The organism is Streptomyces sp. NRRL B-24484 (assembly GCF_000717715.1).
Taxonomy (GTDB): Bacteria; Actinomycetota; Actinomycetes; order Streptomycetales; family Streptomycetaceae; genus Kitasatospora.
In genome coordinates this window covers 98,616-116,359 of record NZ_JOAI01000015.1, presented here as the reverse complement: position 1 = coordinate 116,359, position 17,744 = coordinate 98,616, and the positions used below count along the sequence as shown (strand labels likewise).

The 17,744-nt window shown below is 74.6% G+C and carries 15 protein-coding genes and 1 pseudogene; 8 read left to right on the top strand and 8 right to left on the bottom strand.

Annotated elements, in window-relative coordinates; all coding sequences use genetic code 11:
* Positions 1–70 precede the first annotated feature (70 nt).
* The 3 genes from IE98_RS0116175 to IE98_RS0116165 all read right to left on the bottom strand — a co-directional run bounded on the left by IE98_RS0116175 (position 71) and on the right by IE98_RS0116165 (position 2,984).
* A complete protein-coding gene (locus IE98_RS0116175; RefSeq protein WP_030269486.1) occupies positions 71–1,474 on the bottom strand; it encodes a sugar porter family MFS transporter in 1,404 nt (467 codons plus the stop codon).
* A gap of 185 nt (positions 1,475–1,659) precedes the next feature.
* The gene (locus tag IE98_RS0116170) at positions 1,660–2,319 is read right to left on the bottom strand and encodes an FMN-binding negative transcriptional regulator (RefSeq protein WP_052390573.1); all 660 of its coding nucleotides are present in this window, start codon (positions 2,317–2,319) and stop codon (positions 1,660–1,662) included.
* Positions 2,313–2,984, bottom strand: a complete 672-nt coding sequence (locus IE98_RS0116165) for a pyridoxamine 5'-phosphate oxidase family protein (protein ID WP_030269484.1) — start codon at positions 2,982–2,984, stop codon at positions 2,313–2,315. Before IE98_RS0116165 ends, IE98_RS0116170 begins: the two co-directional genes overlap by 7 nt.
* A 34-nt stretch (positions 2,985–3,018) precedes the next feature.
* On the opposite strand from IE98_RS0116165, the gene IE98_RS0116160 reads away from it, so the two are divergent.
* On the top strand, positions 3,019–4,362 hold the full coding sequence (locus IE98_RS0116160; RefSeq protein WP_030269483.1) for an aminotransferase class I/II-fold pyridoxal phosphate-dependent enzyme: 1,344 nt from the start codon (positions 3,019–3,021) through the stop codon (positions 4,360–4,362).
* Positions 4,363–4,590: 228 nt separating this feature from the next.
* Positions 4,591–5,778: a GDSL-type esterase/lipase family protein gene (locus IE98_RS0116155; RefSeq protein ID WP_324605774.1), complete on the top strand. Its 1,188-nt coding sequence runs from the start codon at positions 4,591–4,593 to the stop codon at positions 5,776–5,778.
* A 6-nt stretch (positions 5,779–5,784) separates the two neighbouring features.
* Here the strand turns inward: IE98_RS0116155 and IE98_RS0116150 are convergent, their stop codons facing one another.
* Entirely contained in the window at positions 5,785–7,209 is a 1,425-nt protein-coding gene (locus IE98_RS0116150) for a glycoside hydrolase family 47 protein (RefSeq protein WP_030269481.1), read from the bottom strand.
* A gap of 142 nt (positions 7,210–7,351) precedes the next feature.
* Positions 7,352–8,719, bottom strand: coding sequence for an NAD(P)/FAD-dependent oxidoreductase (locus tag IE98_RS0116145; RefSeq protein ID WP_043174276.1), 1,368 nt, complete (start codon positions 8,717–8,719; stop codon positions 7,352–7,354).
* A 127-nt stretch (positions 8,720–8,846) separates the two neighbouring features.
* Here IE98_RS0116145 and IE98_RS0116140 point away from each other — a divergent pair, with 127 nt between their 5' ends.
* The 4 genes from IE98_RS0116140 to purB all read left to right on the top strand — a co-directional run bounded on the left by IE98_RS0116140 (position 8,847) and on the right by purB (position 12,131).
* Positions 8,847–9,602, top strand: coding sequence for a HipA family kinase (locus IE98_RS0116140; RefSeq protein WP_030269478.1), 756 nt, complete (start codon positions 8,847–8,849; stop codon positions 9,600–9,602).
* A complete protein-coding gene (locus tag IE98_RS0116135) occupies positions 9,602–9,991 on the top strand; it encodes a DUF3037 domain-containing protein (protein WP_030269476.1) in 390 nt (129 codons plus the stop codon). Before IE98_RS0116140 ends, IE98_RS0116135 begins: the two co-directional genes overlap by 1 nt.
* Before the next feature lie 108 nt (positions 9,992–10,099).
* A complete protein-coding gene (locus tag IE98_RS0116130; RefSeq protein ID WP_030269474.1) occupies positions 10,100–10,540 on the top strand; it encodes a MarR family winged helix-turn-helix transcriptional regulator in 441 nt (146 codons plus the stop codon).
* 151 nt (positions 10,541–10,691) lie between these two features.
* Complete coding sequence (purB, locus tag IE98_RS0116125) at positions 10,692–12,131, top strand: adenylosuccinate lyase (protein ID WP_078661052.1); 1,440 nt, start codon at positions 10,692–10,694, stop codon at positions 12,129–12,131.
* A gap of 112 nt (positions 12,132–12,243) precedes the next feature.
* Here purB and IE98_RS0116120 read toward each other — a convergent pair whose 3' ends face one another.
* Positions 12,244–13,740, bottom strand: coding sequence for an MFS transporter (locus IE98_RS0116120; RefSeq protein ID WP_043174274.1), 1,497 nt, complete (start codon positions 13,738–13,740; stop codon positions 12,244–12,246).
* Between the two features lie 165 nt (positions 13,741–13,905).
* Between IE98_RS0116120 and IE98_RS46300 the strand changes: the two are divergent.
* A pseudogene (locus tag IE98_RS46300) lies at positions 13,906–14,616 on the top strand (VIT1/CCC1 transporter family protein); the annotation flags it as partial.
* Between the two features lie 102 nt (positions 14,617–14,718).
* On the opposite strand, the gene IE98_RS0116110 reads toward IE98_RS46300, so the two are convergent.
* On the bottom strand, positions 14,719–15,627 hold the full coding sequence (locus IE98_RS0116110; RefSeq protein WP_030269466.1) for an AurF N-oxygenase family protein: 909 nt from the start codon (positions 15,625–15,627) through the stop codon (positions 14,719–14,721).
* Positions 15,628–15,754: 127 nt separating this feature from the next.
* Between IE98_RS0116110 and IE98_RS0116105 the strand changes: the two genes are divergently transcribed.
* A complete protein-coding gene (locus IE98_RS0116105; RefSeq protein WP_030269464.1) occupies positions 15,755–16,777 on the top strand; it encodes a PHP domain-containing protein in 1,023 nt (340 codons plus the stop codon).
* On the opposite strand, the gene IE98_RS0116100 is transcribed toward IE98_RS0116105, so the two are convergent.
* Complete coding sequence (locus IE98_RS0116100; protein ID WP_234443555.1) at positions 16,767–17,591, bottom strand: tyrosine-protein phosphatase; 825 nt, start codon at positions 17,589–17,591, stop codon at positions 16,767–16,769. The two genes, IE98_RS0116105 and IE98_RS0116100, sit on opposite strands and share 11 nt — an antisense overlap.
* Between the last annotated feature and the right edge of the window lie 153 nt (positions 17,592–17,744).

Here is a 17,744-nt window from a genome sequence, read left to right as displayed (position 1 = left end):
TGCTATGCGCGGCGGCGGTGCGGCACGCGGGACGCGCACCGCGCCGATCGGGTGAGCGCGGCCGCCCCCGTCAGCCCATCTCCTCCAGGGCGCGCCCCTTGGTCTCCCGGATGAAGAGGACCACGAACGGGATGGAGAGCAGCGCGAATCCGGCGTAGATGGCGTACGTCGCCGACAGGTTCCAGTCGGCGAGGTCCGGGAAGGAGACGGTGATCGCCCAGTTGGCGAGCCACTGTGCGGAGGCCGCCACCGACAGCGCCAGTGCCCGGATCCGGTTGGGGAACATCTCGCCGAGCAGCACCCAGACCACCACGCCCCAGGAGAAGGCGAAGCAGAACACGAAGACGTGCGCGGCGACCAGGGCGACCGTGGCGTAGGTCTGGTCGAGCGTCGCGCCGTCGCCGGTGCCCTCCCGGTAGGAGAAGGCCCAGGCGGCGGTGCCCAGGGCGACGGCCATGCCCACCGAGCCCGCCAGCGCCAGCGGCTTGCGGCCGATCCGGTCGACCAGGGACATCGCGAGCACCGTGCCGATCACGTTGATGATCGAGGTGGAGAGGCTGATCAGCAGCGAGTTGGACTCGTTGATGCCCACCGACTGCCAGAGGAAGGAGGAGTAGTAGAAGATCACGTTGATGCCGACGAACTGCTGGAAGACCGAGGCGCCGATGCCGATCCAGACGATCGGCAGCAGCCCGAACCGCCCGCCCAGCAGGTCCTTCGCCCGCGGCTTGTGCGCGGACTCCAGCACCGCCCGGATCTCGGCGATCCGCGCGTCCAGGTCGACGTCCGGTCCCTCCACCTCGGCGAGCACCTCGCGGGCCTGCTCCTCGCGGCGGTCGGCGATCAGGTAGCGCGGCGACTCCGGGATGGCCAGCGCCATCAGCCCGTACACCAGCGCGGGGATCGCCTCCACGCCGAGCATCCACTGCCAGGCCTGGATGCCGCCGAGGTGGTTGGTGGACTCGCCGCCGGCCGCCTGGTTGAGCGCGTAGTTGGCGAGCTGGGAGATGGTGATGCCGAGCACGATCGCCAGCTGCTGGAAGGAGGCCAGCCGGCCCCGGTAGGCGGTGGGCGCGACCTCGGCGATGTAGGTCGGTGCGATCACCGAGGCGATGCCGATCGCGATGCCGCCGACGACCCGCCAGAAGCCGAGCAGGCCGATGCCCGGCGGGAACATCGACCCGACGCCGCTGATCGCGAACAGCACCGCGGCCAGCAGCATCGTCCGCACCCGGCCGAGGTGGTCGGCGAGCCGTCCGGCGATCACCGCGCCGAACGCCGAGCCGAGCAGCGCGATCGCGACGACGAAGGCCGTCGTGCCGTTGCCCACCTCGAAGTGCTGCTGAATGCCCGTCACCGCACCGTTGATGACGGCGCTGTCGTAGCCGAAGAGGAAGCCACCCATCGCGGCCGCGGCCGAGATGAAGACGACGTGGCCGAGGTGGTCCTCGGCGTCCGGCGGAGAGGTGGACACGCGAGCGGCTCCTCGGCGGTCGGCGGCCCTCCTGCTCGGCCGGATGGACAGGGCACGTCCCACAGTCCATCAGCTCCGGGCCCCCGCCGCCCGCCGGGCCGGGCCGCCCGGGCGACGTGTCTTCAAAGGCGACGGGTACCGCACGCACCCCTGTGCGGTGTCCGTGCGCCCGTCGAAGACACGTCCTACGGCCGAGCGGCCCGGCCGGGGTGCGGGCCGTCCGTCGCGGCCGTCCGCAGGGTGTTGCGCCGCAGCAGCTGCGCCCGGGCCCCGGCGTCCAGCCCCGTGCCGCGTTCGGCGAGCCGCTCGGCGAGTGCCGCCTGCTCGGCCACCGGCTTCTTGTCGTCGTACTTGAACTTCGCCCGGACCTCGCGGACCGTCAGCCGCAGCCCGCGCAGACCGCTCAGCAGCGGCCCGAACGGCGCCTCGCCGGGGGTGACGTCGAGCGGTGCCTCCGGCTGGAAGTGCGCCAGCTGGCGGCGGAGGATCGCGGCCTTGCCCGCCGCGTCCTCGACGATCTCGGCGGTGCAGTGGAAGTGCACCGAGGCGTACAGGCTGGTCGGCGTGCCCGGCTCGGCCCGCCAGTAGCCGGGGGCGTAGGCGTAGTCGTCCGTCACCGCCAGGGTGACGTGCGGGTCGGCCCGCAGGGCGGCCCAGACCGGGTTGGGCGCCGCGAGGTGGAGCAGGACCTCGCCGGCGTCCGCGTCCAGCAGGAAGTGCGTCGGGACGAGCACCGGGCCCTCGCCCTCCGGCCCGTTGGCGGCGAGCACCCCGAAGTCCCGGCCCTCGGCGAGCCAGGCGCGCCACTCGGCGTCACCGCCGCGGTCCCACGGCCGGATCAGCACGGCTGCCCACCGGCGACGAAGTCCGCGAGGTAGCCCGGGACGGGGCCGGTGGTGCTCGCGTGCGGCTCCGGCGTCCCGTACGCCGTGCGCACCGGCACCACGCCCGACCAGTGCGGCAGCGCGAGGTCGGCCTCGTCGTCGTTCACGCCCCCGGCGCGGCACTTGAGGGACACCTCGTCCAGGTCGAGCCGGACGACCGCGGTCGCCGCCAGCTCCTTGGCGTTCGCCCGGCGGGCGTCGGCCGAGCGGCCGGGCACCGCCCGGTCGACCAGGGCGTCCAGCGCCACCGCCAGCTCGTCCGGGTCGGTGACCTGGCGGGCGACCCCGTGGGCCACCACCGAGCGGTAGTTGACGGAGTGGTTGAACGCCGACTTGGCCAGCACGAGGCCGTCGACCAGCGTGACCGTCACGCACACCGGCAGGCCCTCGTCGGCCCCCGCGCCGCGCAGCGGCCGGCTGCCCGTCGAGCCGTGCAGGTAGAGCGCGTCGCCGACCCGGGCGTAGATGGTGGGCAGCACGACGGGCGCGCCGTCCGCGACGAAGCCGAAGTGGCACACCCAGGCGCTGTCGAGGACGGCGCGCACGGCCGCCCTGTCCCAGCTGGCGCGGTCGCGCGATCGGGTGGGAACGGTGCGGGGAGTCCGGGAGTAGGCCGTGTCCGACATGACAACCTCACTGCACTAGTGCATAATCTTCTTTGTGCTAGGAGACTATACGATCAAGGGGCGGCGGGCCAGCGAGATTGCGGCCGACGTCGAGGCGGCCGTCGCCGAGGGGCGGCTGGCGCCCGGCTCCGCGCTGCCGCCGCTGCGCGAGCTCGCCGTCGAGCTGGGCGTGAATCCGAACACCGTGGCCGCCGCCTACCGGCTGCTGCGGGACCGCGGCGTGATCGAGACGGCCGGCCGCAAGGGCAGCCGGATCCGCCCCCGCCCGGTCACCACCCCGCGCGACGAGGTCGGCATCGCCGTCCCGCCGGGCGCCCGCGACCTCTCCGCCGGCAATCCGGACCCGGCACTGCTGCCCGGGCTCGGCCCGGCCCTCGCCGCGGCGGCCGCCGGCCCGCCGGTGCTGTACGGGCACCCGCCCGCCGATCCCGGGCTGGTCGAGCTCGCGCGGGCCTCCTTCGCCGCGGACGGCGCCCCGGCCGGCGCGATCGCGGTCTGTTCCGGCTCGCTCGACACCATCGAGCGGGCCCTGCTGGCCCGGCTGCGCCCGGGCGACCTCGTCGCGGTGGAGGACCCGGGCTGGGGCAGCCTGCTCGACCTGGTGCCCGCGCTCGGCCTCAGGCCGGTGCCGGTCCGCACCGACGACGAGGGGCCGCTGCCCGTCGAGGTGGCCAACGCGCTGGCGCTGGGCGCCCGCTGCCTGATCGTCACCAGCCGGGCGCAGAACCCGACGGGCGCCGCGCTGAGCCCGGCCCGCGCCGCCGCCCTGCGCGAGGTACTCGCGGGCAGCCCGGGCGTCCTGCTGATCGAGGACGACCACGGGCACGGCATGGTCGACCTGCCGTTCCAGTCGCTGGCGGCCGGGCCGGACGGCGTCCCGATCACCGAGCACCGGCTGCTGGTGCGCTCGGCGGCCAAGGCCTACGGGCCGGACCTGCGCCTCTCCGTCGCGATCGGCGACGAGGACACGGTCGGCCGCATCCTGGGCCGGCAGCGCCTCGGCGCGGGCTGGGTCAGCCACCTGCTGCAGCGGGCCGTCGCCGAGCTGTGGCGCAGCGACGCCGCGCCGGCCGCCCGGGTGGCGGCGGCCTACCGCGAGCGCCGGGACGCGCTGCTGCGGGCGCTGGCCGCCCGCGGGGTCGCGGCGCACGGGCGCAGCGGGCTGAACGTCTGGATCCCGGTGCGGGACGAGACGGCCGCGGTGGCGGGGCTGGTGCAGCGCGGCTGGGTGCCCGCGCCCGGCGCGCGGTTCCGGATGCACTCTGAGCCGGCGATCCGGCTCTGCGTCGCGACCCTGGAGCCCGGCGAGGCGGAGCGGCTCGCGGCGGACGTGGCGGAGGTGCTGGCGGCGGGCCGCGGCGGCGCGCGGGGGGTCTGAGCTGGGGCGCTCCCGCCGCGGCGGGAACGAACGGACGGCGAGGGGCCGGCGCAGGGCCGGCGAGGGGCGGTGACGCAGGGAGAAACCCGGTCACTGTCCGAATTGTGGGATGCAGATACCTGGCGGTAATAACCGCGTCCATGCCATCTTCATCGCGCCACCGGCCGGCGGTCCACCCTCACCAGCCCCGCGCACCCACAGCGCGGGGCCGTCCGCAGGAGCTTCGCCGTGCCCGAGATCCGCCCTGCCCGAAGAAGAAGCACCACCGCCCGAAGAGGACCCGGCGTCCGCCGGTTCGCCGCCCTGTGCGGGGCCGCGACCCTCGCCCTGCCGCTGATGGTCACCGCCGCCGCCCCGGCCGCAGCCGCCGGTCCCACCGCCGTCGTCTCGATGGGCGACAGCTACATCTCCGGCGAGGCCGGACGCTGGGACGGCAACAGCGACACCGCGAGCGGCAGCCGGGACGGCACCGACCGCGCCTGGACGGGCAGCGGCTACGACCCGACCCGGGTCTACGGCACCACCTACGCCTCCGGCTGCGACCGCTCCGACTCCGCCGAGGTCCGCTCGGCGTCGGGCGTCGCGCAGACCCAGATCAACCTGGCCTGCTCCGGCGCGACCACCGCCAACGTCTTCCGTGCCGCGAACGGCGGGCAGTCGTTCAAGGGCGAGGCCCCGCAGGCCGACCAGCTGGCCGCCGTCGCCGCGCAGAACACCGTCAAGCTGATCACGCTCTCGGTCGGCGGCAACGACCTGGGCTTCAGCGACGTGATCTCGACCTGCGTCCAGGACTACGAGGTCTGGTGGTCGTACTGCCACGACGACCAGCAGGCGGCCGTGGACGCGAAGATGAACGCCGCCATGGCCGGTGTCGGCAAGGCCGTGGACGAGGTCCGCGCGGTGATGTCCGCCGCCGGCTACGCGCCGTCCTCGTACCGGCTGGTGCTGCAGTCCTACCCGTCGCCGATCCCGCGCAGCAGCGAGAACCGCTACCCGGAGAGCGGCTGGAGCCGCACCAGCACCGGTGGCTGCCCGTTCTGGGACCTCGACGCCGACTGGGCCCGGGACTCGCTCGTCCCGCAGATCTCGGACCGGCTGGCCGCGGTCGCCGCCGCGAAGGGCGCGCAGTTCCTCGACCTGCGGGACCTCCTGCAGGGCCGTGAGGTCTGCTCGAAGGCCACCCGGCTGGCGGCGCCCGGTACGGCGCCGTCGGCGACCACCAGCGAGTGGGCCCGCTTCCTCGACATGGGCACCACCACCCAGGGCGCCCTGCAGGAGTCCTTCCACCCCAACCACTACGCACAACTGGCCCTCGGCCGCTGCCTGACCCTGCTGAACACGCAGCCGACCGGCAACTGGTCCTGCCGCAACACGCCCGGCCGGGACGCCGCCGGGATGTACCTGACGGCCCGCTAGCGGGGCTCAGCGCACGGCGCCGCGCATCAGCTTGCCCTCCGTGGACAGCAGCCCGGAGCGGTAGTCGAAGCGCGGCGCCGCCGCGAACATCAGGTACAGGTACTTGGGGTTCTCCGCGAACCAGTAGCCCGGGGTCAGGTCGCCGCGCCGCAGCGGGGCGGTGGTGACGTCCTCCGCCACGGTGTAGCCGCCCGGCACCCGCAGCTGGTCCCGCAGCCCGGCGAAGTAGCCGTAGGCGGTCTCCTTGTACTGCCGGTCGCCGGTGAGCATCCACAGGTCGAAGGAGGAGTTGACGTACTCCGGCCGCAGGTCGTTGCGGGCCGAGCGGACGGTGGCGTTGCCGTAGTCGATGGCCTCCGGCACCACCGGGTTGTTGTCCAGGATCATCGTCCAGGTGTTGTAGTAGTCCACCGCCGCGTCCATGTCCCCGCCCTTGCCGAGCAGCCCGGGGTAGAAGGAGCCGAGTTCGGAGGCGCCGCGGCCGGTCGTCCGCCCGGTGGCGTAGTCGACCTGCTTGTACCAGGCGTAGCCGCCCCGGTGCTCCAGCTGGTAGCGGAGCACCGCTCCGGTCAGCAGCTTGTACCAGTCGCGGAGTTCGCCGTCCCCGAAGAGTTCGGCGCCGGCCCACAGGTACTCGTAGTACGAGTCGACCGGCGGGTTCGGGGCGCAGGAGGTGGTGTCCGTCCAGCGGCCGGTCTCGATGTTCAGCGAGGTGCCGAGCAGGCCGAGGGCCGAGCGCCGGTCGAAGACCGCCCGCATGGCGCGCTTCGCCGCGTCCCAGTACTTCTGGTTGCCCGTCAGCTGCGAGAGCATGCCGAACTCGAGGATGTTGGAGCCGATCTCGGCGAGCGGGCTGGTGCCGCCGGAGACCGCCCCGGTCCGCAGGTTGACGTACCGGTAGGGCATGCCGGTGGGGGAGCGGGTGAAGGCGGGCAGCAGCCGGTCCGCGAGTTCGCGGCAGCGGTCGAGCAGCGGCCGCCGGCCGGTGCAGAGGTAGCCGGAGACCAGGCCGCCGACCAGCCGGATGACCGTCTCGAAGACCTGCACGTCGGCGTCCTGGGTCGGGTCGAACTCCTGCTCGATCCAGTCGGCGGCGCGGGCGACCTCGTCGTCCAGCTCCATGAGCCACAGGGTGTCCAGCGCCTCGACGATGGACAGGCCGAAGGTGTGCCCGTCCGCGAAGAAGTCGTTGCGGCCGCCGGAGACCGGCCGGACCTCGTCGTAGCCCCAGGCGGCCCGTTTGTACCCCTCCCAGCTGTGCACGAACTCGTCGCGGACCTCCCGGGCGGCCGCGGCGTCGCTGGGCATCCCGACGGCGGGTGCGGCGAGCGCGGGCGTGGCGGCGGCGGGTCGGGCGAGCGCGGCCCCGGCGGTGGCCACGGCGGCGGCGGAGAGCACGGTACGGCGGCGGGGCAGGGAGAGTGATCGCATGCTGCCGGACGGTAGCGATGCGCACCTTCCGTGGTCCGACAATCACCTAACGACGCGTGTCGGCGCTACCGCCCAGGTCAGGGCGGTAGCGCCGGCTCCGGTTCGACTGCCGGATTCACCCGACAGGTGCGCTGACCCTCCGTCAGGTGGCGGATCCCTTCGCCAGCAGCATCTGCGCGTGCTCGCGGACCTGGTCCTTCGTCAGATAGGCGTCGGTGTACTCGAAGTCCTGCAGCCGGGCGGGCTGCCGGGCGAGGAAGCCGGTGCGGACGAAGTCGTCGCCGGCGGTGGCGTTCAGCAGCCAGTTGGCGCCGACGCGGAACTTGCCGGAGTTGGTCCGCATCGCCATCAGGTGGTACCCGCGGGCGACCAACTGGGCCGGTACGCCGTGCAGTTCGACGCCCGCCGGCTTGGAGACGGCGTCCTTGCCGCCGAGGTCGACGACCAGGCCGAGGTCCTTGTGGTAGTAGGGCTCCAGCGGCTGGTTGTGCATCGCGGCGACGACGTTGTCGGCGACCGCCTTGCCCTGCCGGGCCGCGTGCTGGGCGGTGGGCGGGCAGACCGCGCCGTCGCCCTTGGCGAGGTCCGGCACCGCGGCGGCGTCGCCGAGGGCGAACACCCCGTCGAACTGCGGGACCCGCATCTCCGCGGTCACCGCGATCCGGCCCCGCACGGTCTCCGCGTCCAGCGTGGCGATCAGCGGGCTGGCGACCACGCCGGCCGTCCAGATCAGGGTCCGGCAGGGCAGCAGCCGGCCGTCGGTGAACTTGACGTTCTCGGCGCCGACCTCGGCCACCGACACCCCGAGCGAGACCTCGATCCCGCGTCCGCGCAGGATCTCCAGCGCCGTGGTGCCGAGCTTGTCGCCGAGCTCGGGCATCAGCTTCGGAGCGATGTCGATCAGGTGCCACTTGATCAGCCGCGGGTCCAGCCTCGGGTAGCGGCGGATCGCCGCCGTGGTCAGCCGCTGCAGGCAGGCCGCCGTCTCGGTGCCCGCGTAGCCGCCGCCGACCACCACGAACTGCAGCCGGGACTCCCGCTCGCGCTGGTCCAGCGTGGTCGAGGCGAGGTCCAGCTGCGCGATCACGTGGTCGCGCACGTACGCGGCCTCGGCCAGCGTCTTCATCCCGCGCGCGTAGTCCCGCAGCCCGGGGATGTCGAAGGTGCGGGTCACGCTGCCCGGGGCGAGCACCAGGTGGTCGTAGCGCTCGGCCACCACCTCGTCGGTGATCTTGCGGACCACGATCACCTTCGACCGCGGGTCCACCCCGATCGCGCCGCCCGGCACGATGTGGGTCCGCCGCAGCGTCCGCCGCAGCGACACCGCCACCGACTGCGGGGTGAGCACCCCCGCCGCCACGTGCGGCAGCAGCGGCAGGTACAGCTGGTAGCTGAACGGAGTGACCAGGGAGATCTCGGCCTCCGCCGGCGCGAGCTTGCGCTCCAGGCGGCGTGCACACTCCAGGCCGGCGAAGCCGCCGCCCACGATGACGATTCTGGGTCGCTCCATCGTCCATCCCTTACGTGCTCGTCCGTGCCGTGCCGGGACATCGTTTTCCCCCAAACTCGCACGGACGAACGGGGCCTGCCACCGCAGCACGGCACGGGGAGTAGCCGGGCGCCGATAGGCTGGCCGGATGCTCCCCGAGGTGACGGCGGTCCGGTACGTGACGCCACTGCGAGAAGGCGGCTCCATGCCGGGCCTGGTCGAGGCCGACGACCGGCGGCTGTACGTCCTCAAGTGGTGCGGCGCCGCGCAGGGCCGCAAGGCGCTGATCGCCGAGGTGCTGGCCGGCGAGCTCGGCCGCGGCCTCGGGCTGCCCGTGCCGGAGCTGGTGCTGCTCGACCTCGACCCGGTGCTCGCCCGCAGCGAGCCCGAGCACCAGATCCAGGACCAGATGCGGGCCAGTGGCGGCGCGAACCTCGGCATGGCCTTCGTCAGCGGGGCCCTCAACTTCGACCCGCTCTGCTTCGACGTCGACCCCGCGCTCGCCGGGCGGGTGCTCTGGTTCGACGCCTTCGTCGGCAACGTCGACCGGTCCTGGCGCAACCCCAACATGCTGATGGCGGCCGGCGGGCTGCGGCTGATCGACCACGGCGCCACCCTGATCTTCCATCACCACTGGGCCGGCTCCGCCGGCTGGGCGGGCCGCCGCTACGACGCCGGCGACCACGCCCTGCTGCCCGCCGCGCCCGACCTCAAGGCCGCCGACGCCGAACTCGCCCCGCTCGTCCCGGCGGCCCTGGAGGCCGCGGTCACCGCCGTCCCCGAGGTGTGGCTGGCCGACGAGCCCGGCTTCGACTCGCCCGACGCGGTCCGCACCGCGTACCGCGACCTGCTGACGGCCCGGCTGGCGGGCCGCCGCGACTGGCTTCCGGAGGTGGCCGGCTGATGGCCGAGCCGACGCGCGACGACTACGAGTACGCGGTGATCCGCGCCGTTCCCCGGGTGGAGCGCGGCGAGTTCATCAACGTCGGGGTGCTGCTCTACTGCCGGCAGTCCGGCTACCTGGGCGCCCGCACCCACCTCGACCAGGGCCGACTGCTCTCGCTCGACCCGGTCGCCGACGTCCACGCCGTCCGCCGCGCCCTGCACGGGGTGGAGGCCGTCTGCACGGGCGGCGAGGCCGCCGGCCCGGCGGCCGGCGACAGCGCGGGGCAGCGGTTCCGCTGGCTGACCGCGCCGCGCAGCGCCGTCCTGCAGCCCGGCCCGGTGCACACCGGGCTCACCGGCGACCCGGAGGCCGAGCTGCGGCACCTCTTCGAGCAGTTGGTGCTCTGAGGGCGTTCTGACGGGCGGGCAGGCGCGTGGCCGGTGTGCCGCGCGCCACTCGGTGCTTGCCGTCCTCGAAGCTTGAGTCGCTGAAGAATACCGGCGTACGCTGGCCGCATGGTCACGACAGGGTCCACCACCGCACCGTCCACCGCCGACCTGATGGAGTCGGTGGCGGCCGTCGGTGCCGCCTACTTCCAGGACTTCGCCGCCGCGGCCGCCCGGCACGGACTCAGCTCCTCGCAGGCCAAGGCGCTCAAGTCCGTCCAGGAGCCGGTACCGATGCGGGCGCTGGCCGGCCGGCTCGGCTGCGACGCCTCCAACGTCACCGGCATCGTCGACCGGCTGGAGACGCTCGGCCTCGCCCAGCGCGAGGCCGCGGCGGGCGACCGCCGGGTGAAGATCGTCGGCATCACCGAGCAGGGCCGCGAGGTGCTCGACCTGATCCGCACCGACATGGTCCGCACCCACGAGGCCTTCGCCAGCCTGGACCCCGAGCAGCGCACCGCCCTCCAGGAGCTGTGCCGCCAGGTGCTGCCGCTGCTCGCCGAGCGCTGAGCCGTATGCCGCGGGCCCGGTGCCCCTTGGGCGGCGGGGCCCGAGGTGTCCGGGGCGTGGTGTCCGAGGCGTGCGGTGCGGGGTGTGCGCCGTCCGAGGGCCGGGACGCGTCGGCGGGCGGCGCGGGCCGCGCCGACCTCGGCTGTTAGGCTTGCCCAGCGTGAGCGCGAAGCCCCAGATCCCCAATGTCCTGGCCAACCGGTACGCCTCGGCGACCCTGGCCCAGCTCTGGTCCCCCGAGCACAAGGTGGTCCTCGAGCGCCACCTGTGGCTCGCCGTCCTCAAGGCCCAGCAGGACCTCGGCATCGAGGTCCCGGCCGGCGCCGTCGCCGACTACGAGCGCGTGATCGACCAGGTCGACCTCGAGTCGATCGCCGCCCGCGAGCGGATCACCCGGCACGACGTCAAGGCCCGCATCGAGGAGTTCAGCGACCTCGCCGGGCACGAGCAGATCCACAAGGGCATGACCTCGCGCGATCTCACCGAGAACGTCGAGCAGCTGCAGATCCGCCAGTCGCTGGAGCACGTCCGCGACCGCACGGTGGCCGTCCTCGTCCGCCTCGGCCGCCTCTCCGCCCAGTACGGCGAGCTCGTCATGGCCGGCCGCTCGCACAACGTCGCCGCCCAGGCGACCACCCTCGGCAAGCGGTTCGCGACCGTCGCCGACGAGCTGCTCGTCGCCTTCCGCCGGCTGGAGGAGCTCGTCGCCCGCTACCCGCTGCGCGGCATCAAGGGCCCGGTCGGCACCGCCCAGGACATGCTCGACCTGCTCGGCGGCGACGCCGAGAAGCTCGCCGAGCTGGAGCGCCGGGTCGCCGGCCACCTCGGCTTCGACCACGTGCTCACCAGCGTCGGCCAGGTCTACCCGCGCTCGCTGGACTTCGAGGTCGTCTCCGCCCTCGTCCAGCTCGCCGCCGCGCCGTCCAGCCTCGCCAAGACCATCCGCCTGATGGCCGGCCACGAGCTGGTCACCGAGGGCTTCAAGGCCGGCCAGGTCGGCTCCTCGGCGATGCCGCACAAGATGAACACCCGCTCCTGCGAGCGCGTCAACGGCCTCGCGGTCATCCTGCGCGGCTACGCCTCGATGACCGCCGAGCTCGGCGGCGACCAGTGGAACGAGGGCGACGTCTCCTGCTCCGTCGTCCGCCGGGTCGCGCTGCCGGACGCGTTCTTCGCCTTCGACGGCCTGCTGGAGACCTTCCTCACCGTCCTCGACGAGTTCGGCGCCTTCCCCGCCGTGATCGAGGCCGAGCTCGACCGGTACCTGCCGTTCCTCGCCACCACCAAGGTGCTGATGGGCGCGGTGCGGGCCGGCGTCGGCCGCGAGACCGCGCACGAGGTCATCAAGGAGCACGCCGTCGCCTCCGCGCTCGCCATGCGGGAGGGCGCCCGCGAGAACGCGCTGCTCGGCCGGCTCGCCGAGGACGGGCGGATCCCGCTCGACCGGGCCGCCCTGGACGCGCTGCTCGCCGACCGGCTCTCCTTCACCGGCGCGGCCGGCGCCCAGGTCGCCGAGGTGGTCCGCCGGATCGAGGCCGTCGCGGACGCCTACCCGGAGGCCGCGAAGTACGCCCCGGGCGACATCCTGTAGCAGCGGCGGGTTCGCCCCCAGGGGCGCGGGGACTGCAGAGTTCCCCGCGCCCCTGTTCTGTGCTCGGCCCTGGTCGGTGCCCCCACGCGTCCCTGGGGTGGACCACGCAGGGTCATCCGGGGTCGGTGCGGTGGGCGGGGTGGCCGGGGTCGATGGGTGGGGTGGTGGTGTCGCAGCGCCAGCCGCAGTTCGGCTCGGCGATCTCCCGTTCCGGCTCCAGGGCGTCGCTGCGCACGGTGGCCAGTGCCAGCAGGCCGCCCGTCGCGAGCAGTCCGGCGCAGATCAGCATCGCGGTCTCGAAGGCGTCGTCCACCGCGGCCGGCACCCGGTAGGCGTTGCCGCTGAGCCCGGCGAGTGCCGGCAGGGCCGCCACCGCCAGCAGCCCCGCGGCCCGGGCCGCCGCGTTGTTGACCCCGCTGGCGATCCCGGCCCGCCGGACGTCCACCGCCGCGAGGACGGTCGCCGTCAGCGGTGCCACCAGCAGGGTCATCCCGCAGCCGAGCACCGTCACCGCGGGCAGCACGTCCGCCCAGTACGAGGCGTCCGGGCCGATCCGGAGCATCAGCAGCACACCCGCCGCGCAGATCACCGGCCCGAGGAAGAGCGGCAGCCGCGGTCCGACCGCCCGGCCCAGACGGCCCGCCCGGCTGGAGAAGGCCAGCATCAGCACGGTGATCGGCACCAGCGCCACCCCCGCCGTCAGCGGGCTGAACCCGGACACCACCTGCAGTTGCACGGTCAGCAGCAGGAAGACGCCGCTGAACGCGCCGTACACGCACAGGGTCACCAGGTTCACCGAGGTGAACAGCCGGGACGAGAACAGCTCCAGCGGCAGCATCGGTTCCTCGGCGCGCCGCTCGACCAGGACGAAGGCCACCCCGAAGAGCACCCCGAGCAGGCCTGCGACCGGCGCGAAGGTGCTGCCCGTCTCGGTCAGGGCGTACGTCACCCCGGCGAGCGCCAGGGCGGCGAGCGCCGCGCCCAGCACGTCGAACCGCCCCGAGCGGTCCGGGTCGCGGGTCTCCGGCACGTGGCGGGCGGACACCGCGACCACCACCACCGCGACGGGCACGTTGATCAGGAAGATCCACCGCCAGCCCGGCCCGTCGACCAGCCAGCCGCCGAGGAACGGTCCGACCGCGGCCGCGACGCCGCCCAGCCCCGACCAGGCACCCACCGCCGCGCCCCGGTCGTCCGGGTGGAACACCGCCTGCAGCATGGCCAGCGAGCCCGGCGTCAGCAGGGCCCCGCCGATGCCCTGCAGCGCCCGGGCGGCGATCAGCACCTCGATGGTCGGGGCCGCCGCGCAGATCGCCGACGCGGCCGCGAACCAGACCACCCCGATCGTGAAGACCCGTCGCCGCCCGTACCGGTCGCCCAGCGAGCCGCCGAGCAGGATCAGCGCGGCCAGGGTCAGCAGGTAGGAGTTGACCGTCCACTGCAGGGCGGCGAGCGAGGCGTCGAGGTCCTCGCCGATCCGTGGCAGGGCCACGTTGACCACCGTGCCGTCCAGCATCGCCATGCCGGAGCCGAGGACCGTCGCCAGGAGCACCCAGCGCGCCCGCGCGGTGCCCATCCGGATCGCCAATGCCGCCCCATCGCCGCTCATCCTTCGATCCTGCTCCGCACCCGGGGCCTCCTGCACCCCCACCGCGCCCGCGCCACCCGCCGTGGCCGCGACACCCCGCATCGCGACACCCATGGTGGTGACCGGCCCCGCCGGGCCGCCGCCGTGTTCCGGGGCGGCGGCCCGGTGAGCGCCTACGCCGGGCGCATGTCCGCCCCCGGCCCCGACCGGGCCACCATCGCGCCGGGCCGGGACCCGGCCGCCCGTACCGACCACGACGACGAGGCCGCCGAGGCGGAGCTCGCGGCGATCGGCCGCACCGCCGGGCGGGTCGCGGGCGGCGGGATCCGGGCCGCCGTCCTCGGCGTCAACGACGGGCTGGTCAGCAACCTCTGCTTCATCCTCGGCATCGCCGGCGCCTCGGTGGACGCGGCCACCGTCCGGCTGTCCGGGCTCGCCGGCCCGGTCGCGGGGGCGCTGTCGACGGCGGCCTGCGAATGGGTGTCGGTCCGCGGCCAGCGCGAGGTCGCCCGGGGCACGGAGGACTCGCTGCAGGACGCCTGGCGGCACTCGCCGCCGGTGGTGATGGCCCACCTGGCGCGCAGCCTCCGCGAGCGCGGCCTCGACCCGGTCACCGCCGTCCGGGCCACCCGCGGGGTCGTCTCCGCAGGCCGGACGGCCCGGCAGACCAGCCTGCGCATCCTGTTCGGCGTCGGTGCCGAGGACGCCGGCTCGCCGGCGGTGGCCGCGGCCGGTTCGCTGCTGCTCTTCGCGCTCGGTGCCCTCGTCCCGCTGGTGCCCCGGTTCGTCACCGAGGGCGCCGCCGCGGTCGTGGCCCCCGCGGTGGTGACGGCCGTGGCCTCGCTCGCGGTCGGCGCGGCCCTCGGTCTGGGCTCGGGCCGCAGCGCGGTGCGCACCGCCCTGCGGCAGCTGCTCATCGTGGCCGCGGCCTCGGCCGTCACCTACGCCCTCGGTACGGTGGCCGGCGACGCCGTGCTCCGAGCCGGGCGGGCCGGGGGCTCAGTCGAGCAGGCCGGCGCGGCGCCACCGCGGGGCCGTCCGTTCGTCCACGATGCCGAGGTCGGTGAAGAACACGAGCGCCTTGCGGGCCCACTCGACGCGGGCCAGCCGCCAGTGCTCGTTGGCCGCGGCGGCGCGCTCCGCCTCGCGGACGTCCAGGCCGCAGAGGGCGTACACCCGCGGGTGGACGAGCTCGGCCACCGCGAGCCGGGCCAGCACCAGCAGGCCGCGCCGGAAGACCGCGCGCCGGGCCGGGCCCATCTGCGCCCAGATCCGCTCCAGTTCGGGCTTGGCGTAGCCGATGTGCCGGGCCTCCTCGACGACGTGGATCCGCGCCACCGCCCGGGCCAGCGGCTGCAGCGACTCGTCGCGGACCATCTCCCGCTGCATCGCGTCGGTGAACTCCTCCACGAAGATCGCCCCGGCGAAGGTGATCGCGGTGTCGTTCAGCAGGAAGTGCAGCTTGCCGCGCCGGTGCGCCCTGGCCGTGGGCCGGGCCGACGGGTAGCCGGTGGCGGCGATGTACCGGGCGAACATGGTGGAGTGCCGGCACTCGTCGGCGACCTCGGTCAGCGCGTACTGCGCGTGCCGGGTGGTCAGGTCGCCCTCGTAGACGTGCCGGATCAGGCCCTCCATCAGCACCAGTTCGAACCAGATGCCGGCCGCGGTCGCCGAGGCCAGCTGGTGCACGCTGAGGCGGGCCCGCTGCCGCGGCGTCAGGGTCTCCCACAGCGGGGTGCCGTAGAGGGTGACGCGGTGCTGCGGCAGGGCGAAGTGGTCGGGGTCGATCGGCGCGTCCCAGTCGATCTCGGTCAGCGGGTCGTGGGAGTGGCGGGCGGAGGCGCGCAGCAGCCGGGCGGCGTTCTGCTCGCGGCGGTCGGCGTGCGGGGCGGGGGCGGTGTCGCGCATCGGTCGGCTCCGGTGGGGTCGGGGGCGTTCGGGGATCGGCTGCACCGACGGGAGCAGTGAACCAGTTAGACGACCTGTCAACAAGGGGTCGCGCGCGGCCCGGCCCGCCTTTGGCGACACTGGCCCCATGGAGCCAGTCGCGGCCTTGGAGCGCATCGCCTTCCTGCTGGAACGCGAGGACGCCTCCCCGTACCGGGTGAAGGCCTTCCGCACGGCGGCCGAGGCCGCCCGCGCCCTGCCCGCCGGCCCGGTCGACGCCGCCCGCGCCGCCCGGCTGCCCGGCGTCGGCCCGAAGACCGCCCAGGTGATCGCCGAGGCCTCCGCCGGACGCGTCCCCGGCTACCTCGCCGAACTGGAGGAACGCGCCGGGCCGCTCGCCGAGGGCGCCGACGCCCTGCGCGCCGCCCTGCGGGGCGACTGCCACCTGCACTCCGACTGGTCCGACGGCGGCAGCCCGATCGAGGCGATGGCCCGCACCGCCCGCGACCTCGGCCACGCCTGGGCCGTCCTCACCGACCACTCGCCGCGGCTCACCGTCGCCCGCGGCCTCAGCGCCGAACGGCTGCGCGAACAGCTGGAGGTGGTCGCCGCCCTCAACCGCGACCTCGCGCCCTTCCGGCTGCTCACCGGCATTGAGTGCGACATCCTCGACGACGGCTCGCTCGACCAGGACGAGGACCTGCTGGCCGGACTCGACCTGGTCGTCGCCTCCGTCCACTCCAAACTGCGGATGGACCGCGCCCCGATGACCCGCCGGCTGCTCGCCGCCGTCCGCAACCCGCTGGTCGACGTCCTCGGCCACTGCACCGGACGCCTGATCGGCGGCCGCACCCGCCCGGAGTCGCAGTTCGACGCCGAGGCGGTCTTCGCGGCCTGCGCCGAGTCAGGCACCGCGGTCGAGATCAACTGCCGCCCCGAGCGCCGCGACCCGCCGACCCGGCTGCTGCGCCTCGCGATCGACACCGGGTGCGTCTTCGCGATCGACAGCGACGCGCACGCCCCCGGCCAGCTCGACTGGCAGCAGCACGGCTGCGCCCGGGCCGCCGACGCGGGGATCGACCCGGACCGGATCGTCAACACCCGCCCGGTCGAGGACCTGCTCGCCTGGACGGCCGCCCGAGGGGGCAGGCGCCGCGCGCTCAGACGGTGAGCCGCTCCCGCAGGTGGCCGATGGTCTCGTCCTTGATGCCGAGCCCGGCCCGGGCGTAGCTCTCCACGTCGCCCCAGCCGTCCTCGACGGCCTGCCGGGCCGCGGCGAGGTACGCGGGGTGCGCGCCGAACACCGCGTCCGCGATCTCCGGGTCGCCGCCCGCGGCGGTGAACTCCGCGATCACCGGCGCGAACGAGGCTTGCACCGCCGCACCGACCGACAGGTACTCGGCGGTGACCGTCCGGTCGTCCGCACCGAGCAGCAGCAGGACCAGCGCCGCGCCCCAGCCCGTGCGGTCCTTGCCCGCGGTGCAGTGGAACAGCACCGGACCGCCGTCCCGGTGCGCGAGCGCGGTCAGCAGCTGACGGTACGACTGGCGGGCGGACTCGGCCGTCACGAACGCGCGGTAGTCCTCGACCAGGGCCCGGGCCGCCCGGCCGCCGCGGAACTCCCGGTTGGCGAGCCGCGGGTCGGTGAAGGCGACGGCCAGCCGGGCCGCGGTGCCGGTGCCCACCGGGTCGGCCATCACGTCGGCGACCAGCAGGTGCGCCCCGCCCGGCACCCGGTCGGGACGGGCGGTGCGCTCCCGCTCGGTGCGCAGGTCAACGACGGTGCGCACGCCGAGGGCGGCGAAGACCGGGTCGGAACGGACGTCCAGGCGGTCGAGCCCGCCGGAGCGGAACGCCAGGCCCGACCGGATCCGGCCGCCGTCGGGCAGCGCGACACCACCGAGATCGCGCAGGTTGGCGACGGTGGTGGAGCCCACGATCTGCGAGCACTGCATGGCTACCTCCAGGCAGGGGACGCGACTCATCTGCACGCTAGGCCCTCGGCCGACCGGGCGCCCGTGGAGCGCGTCCACCCGGTCGGACGCCCGCCGGCCCGCGGTGGGGCGCACGGGGGGCGCACGCCGGCGCACCGGGTGTGTGGCGTCCGTGCCTCGCGCGCCGCATTGCCCGACGGACCG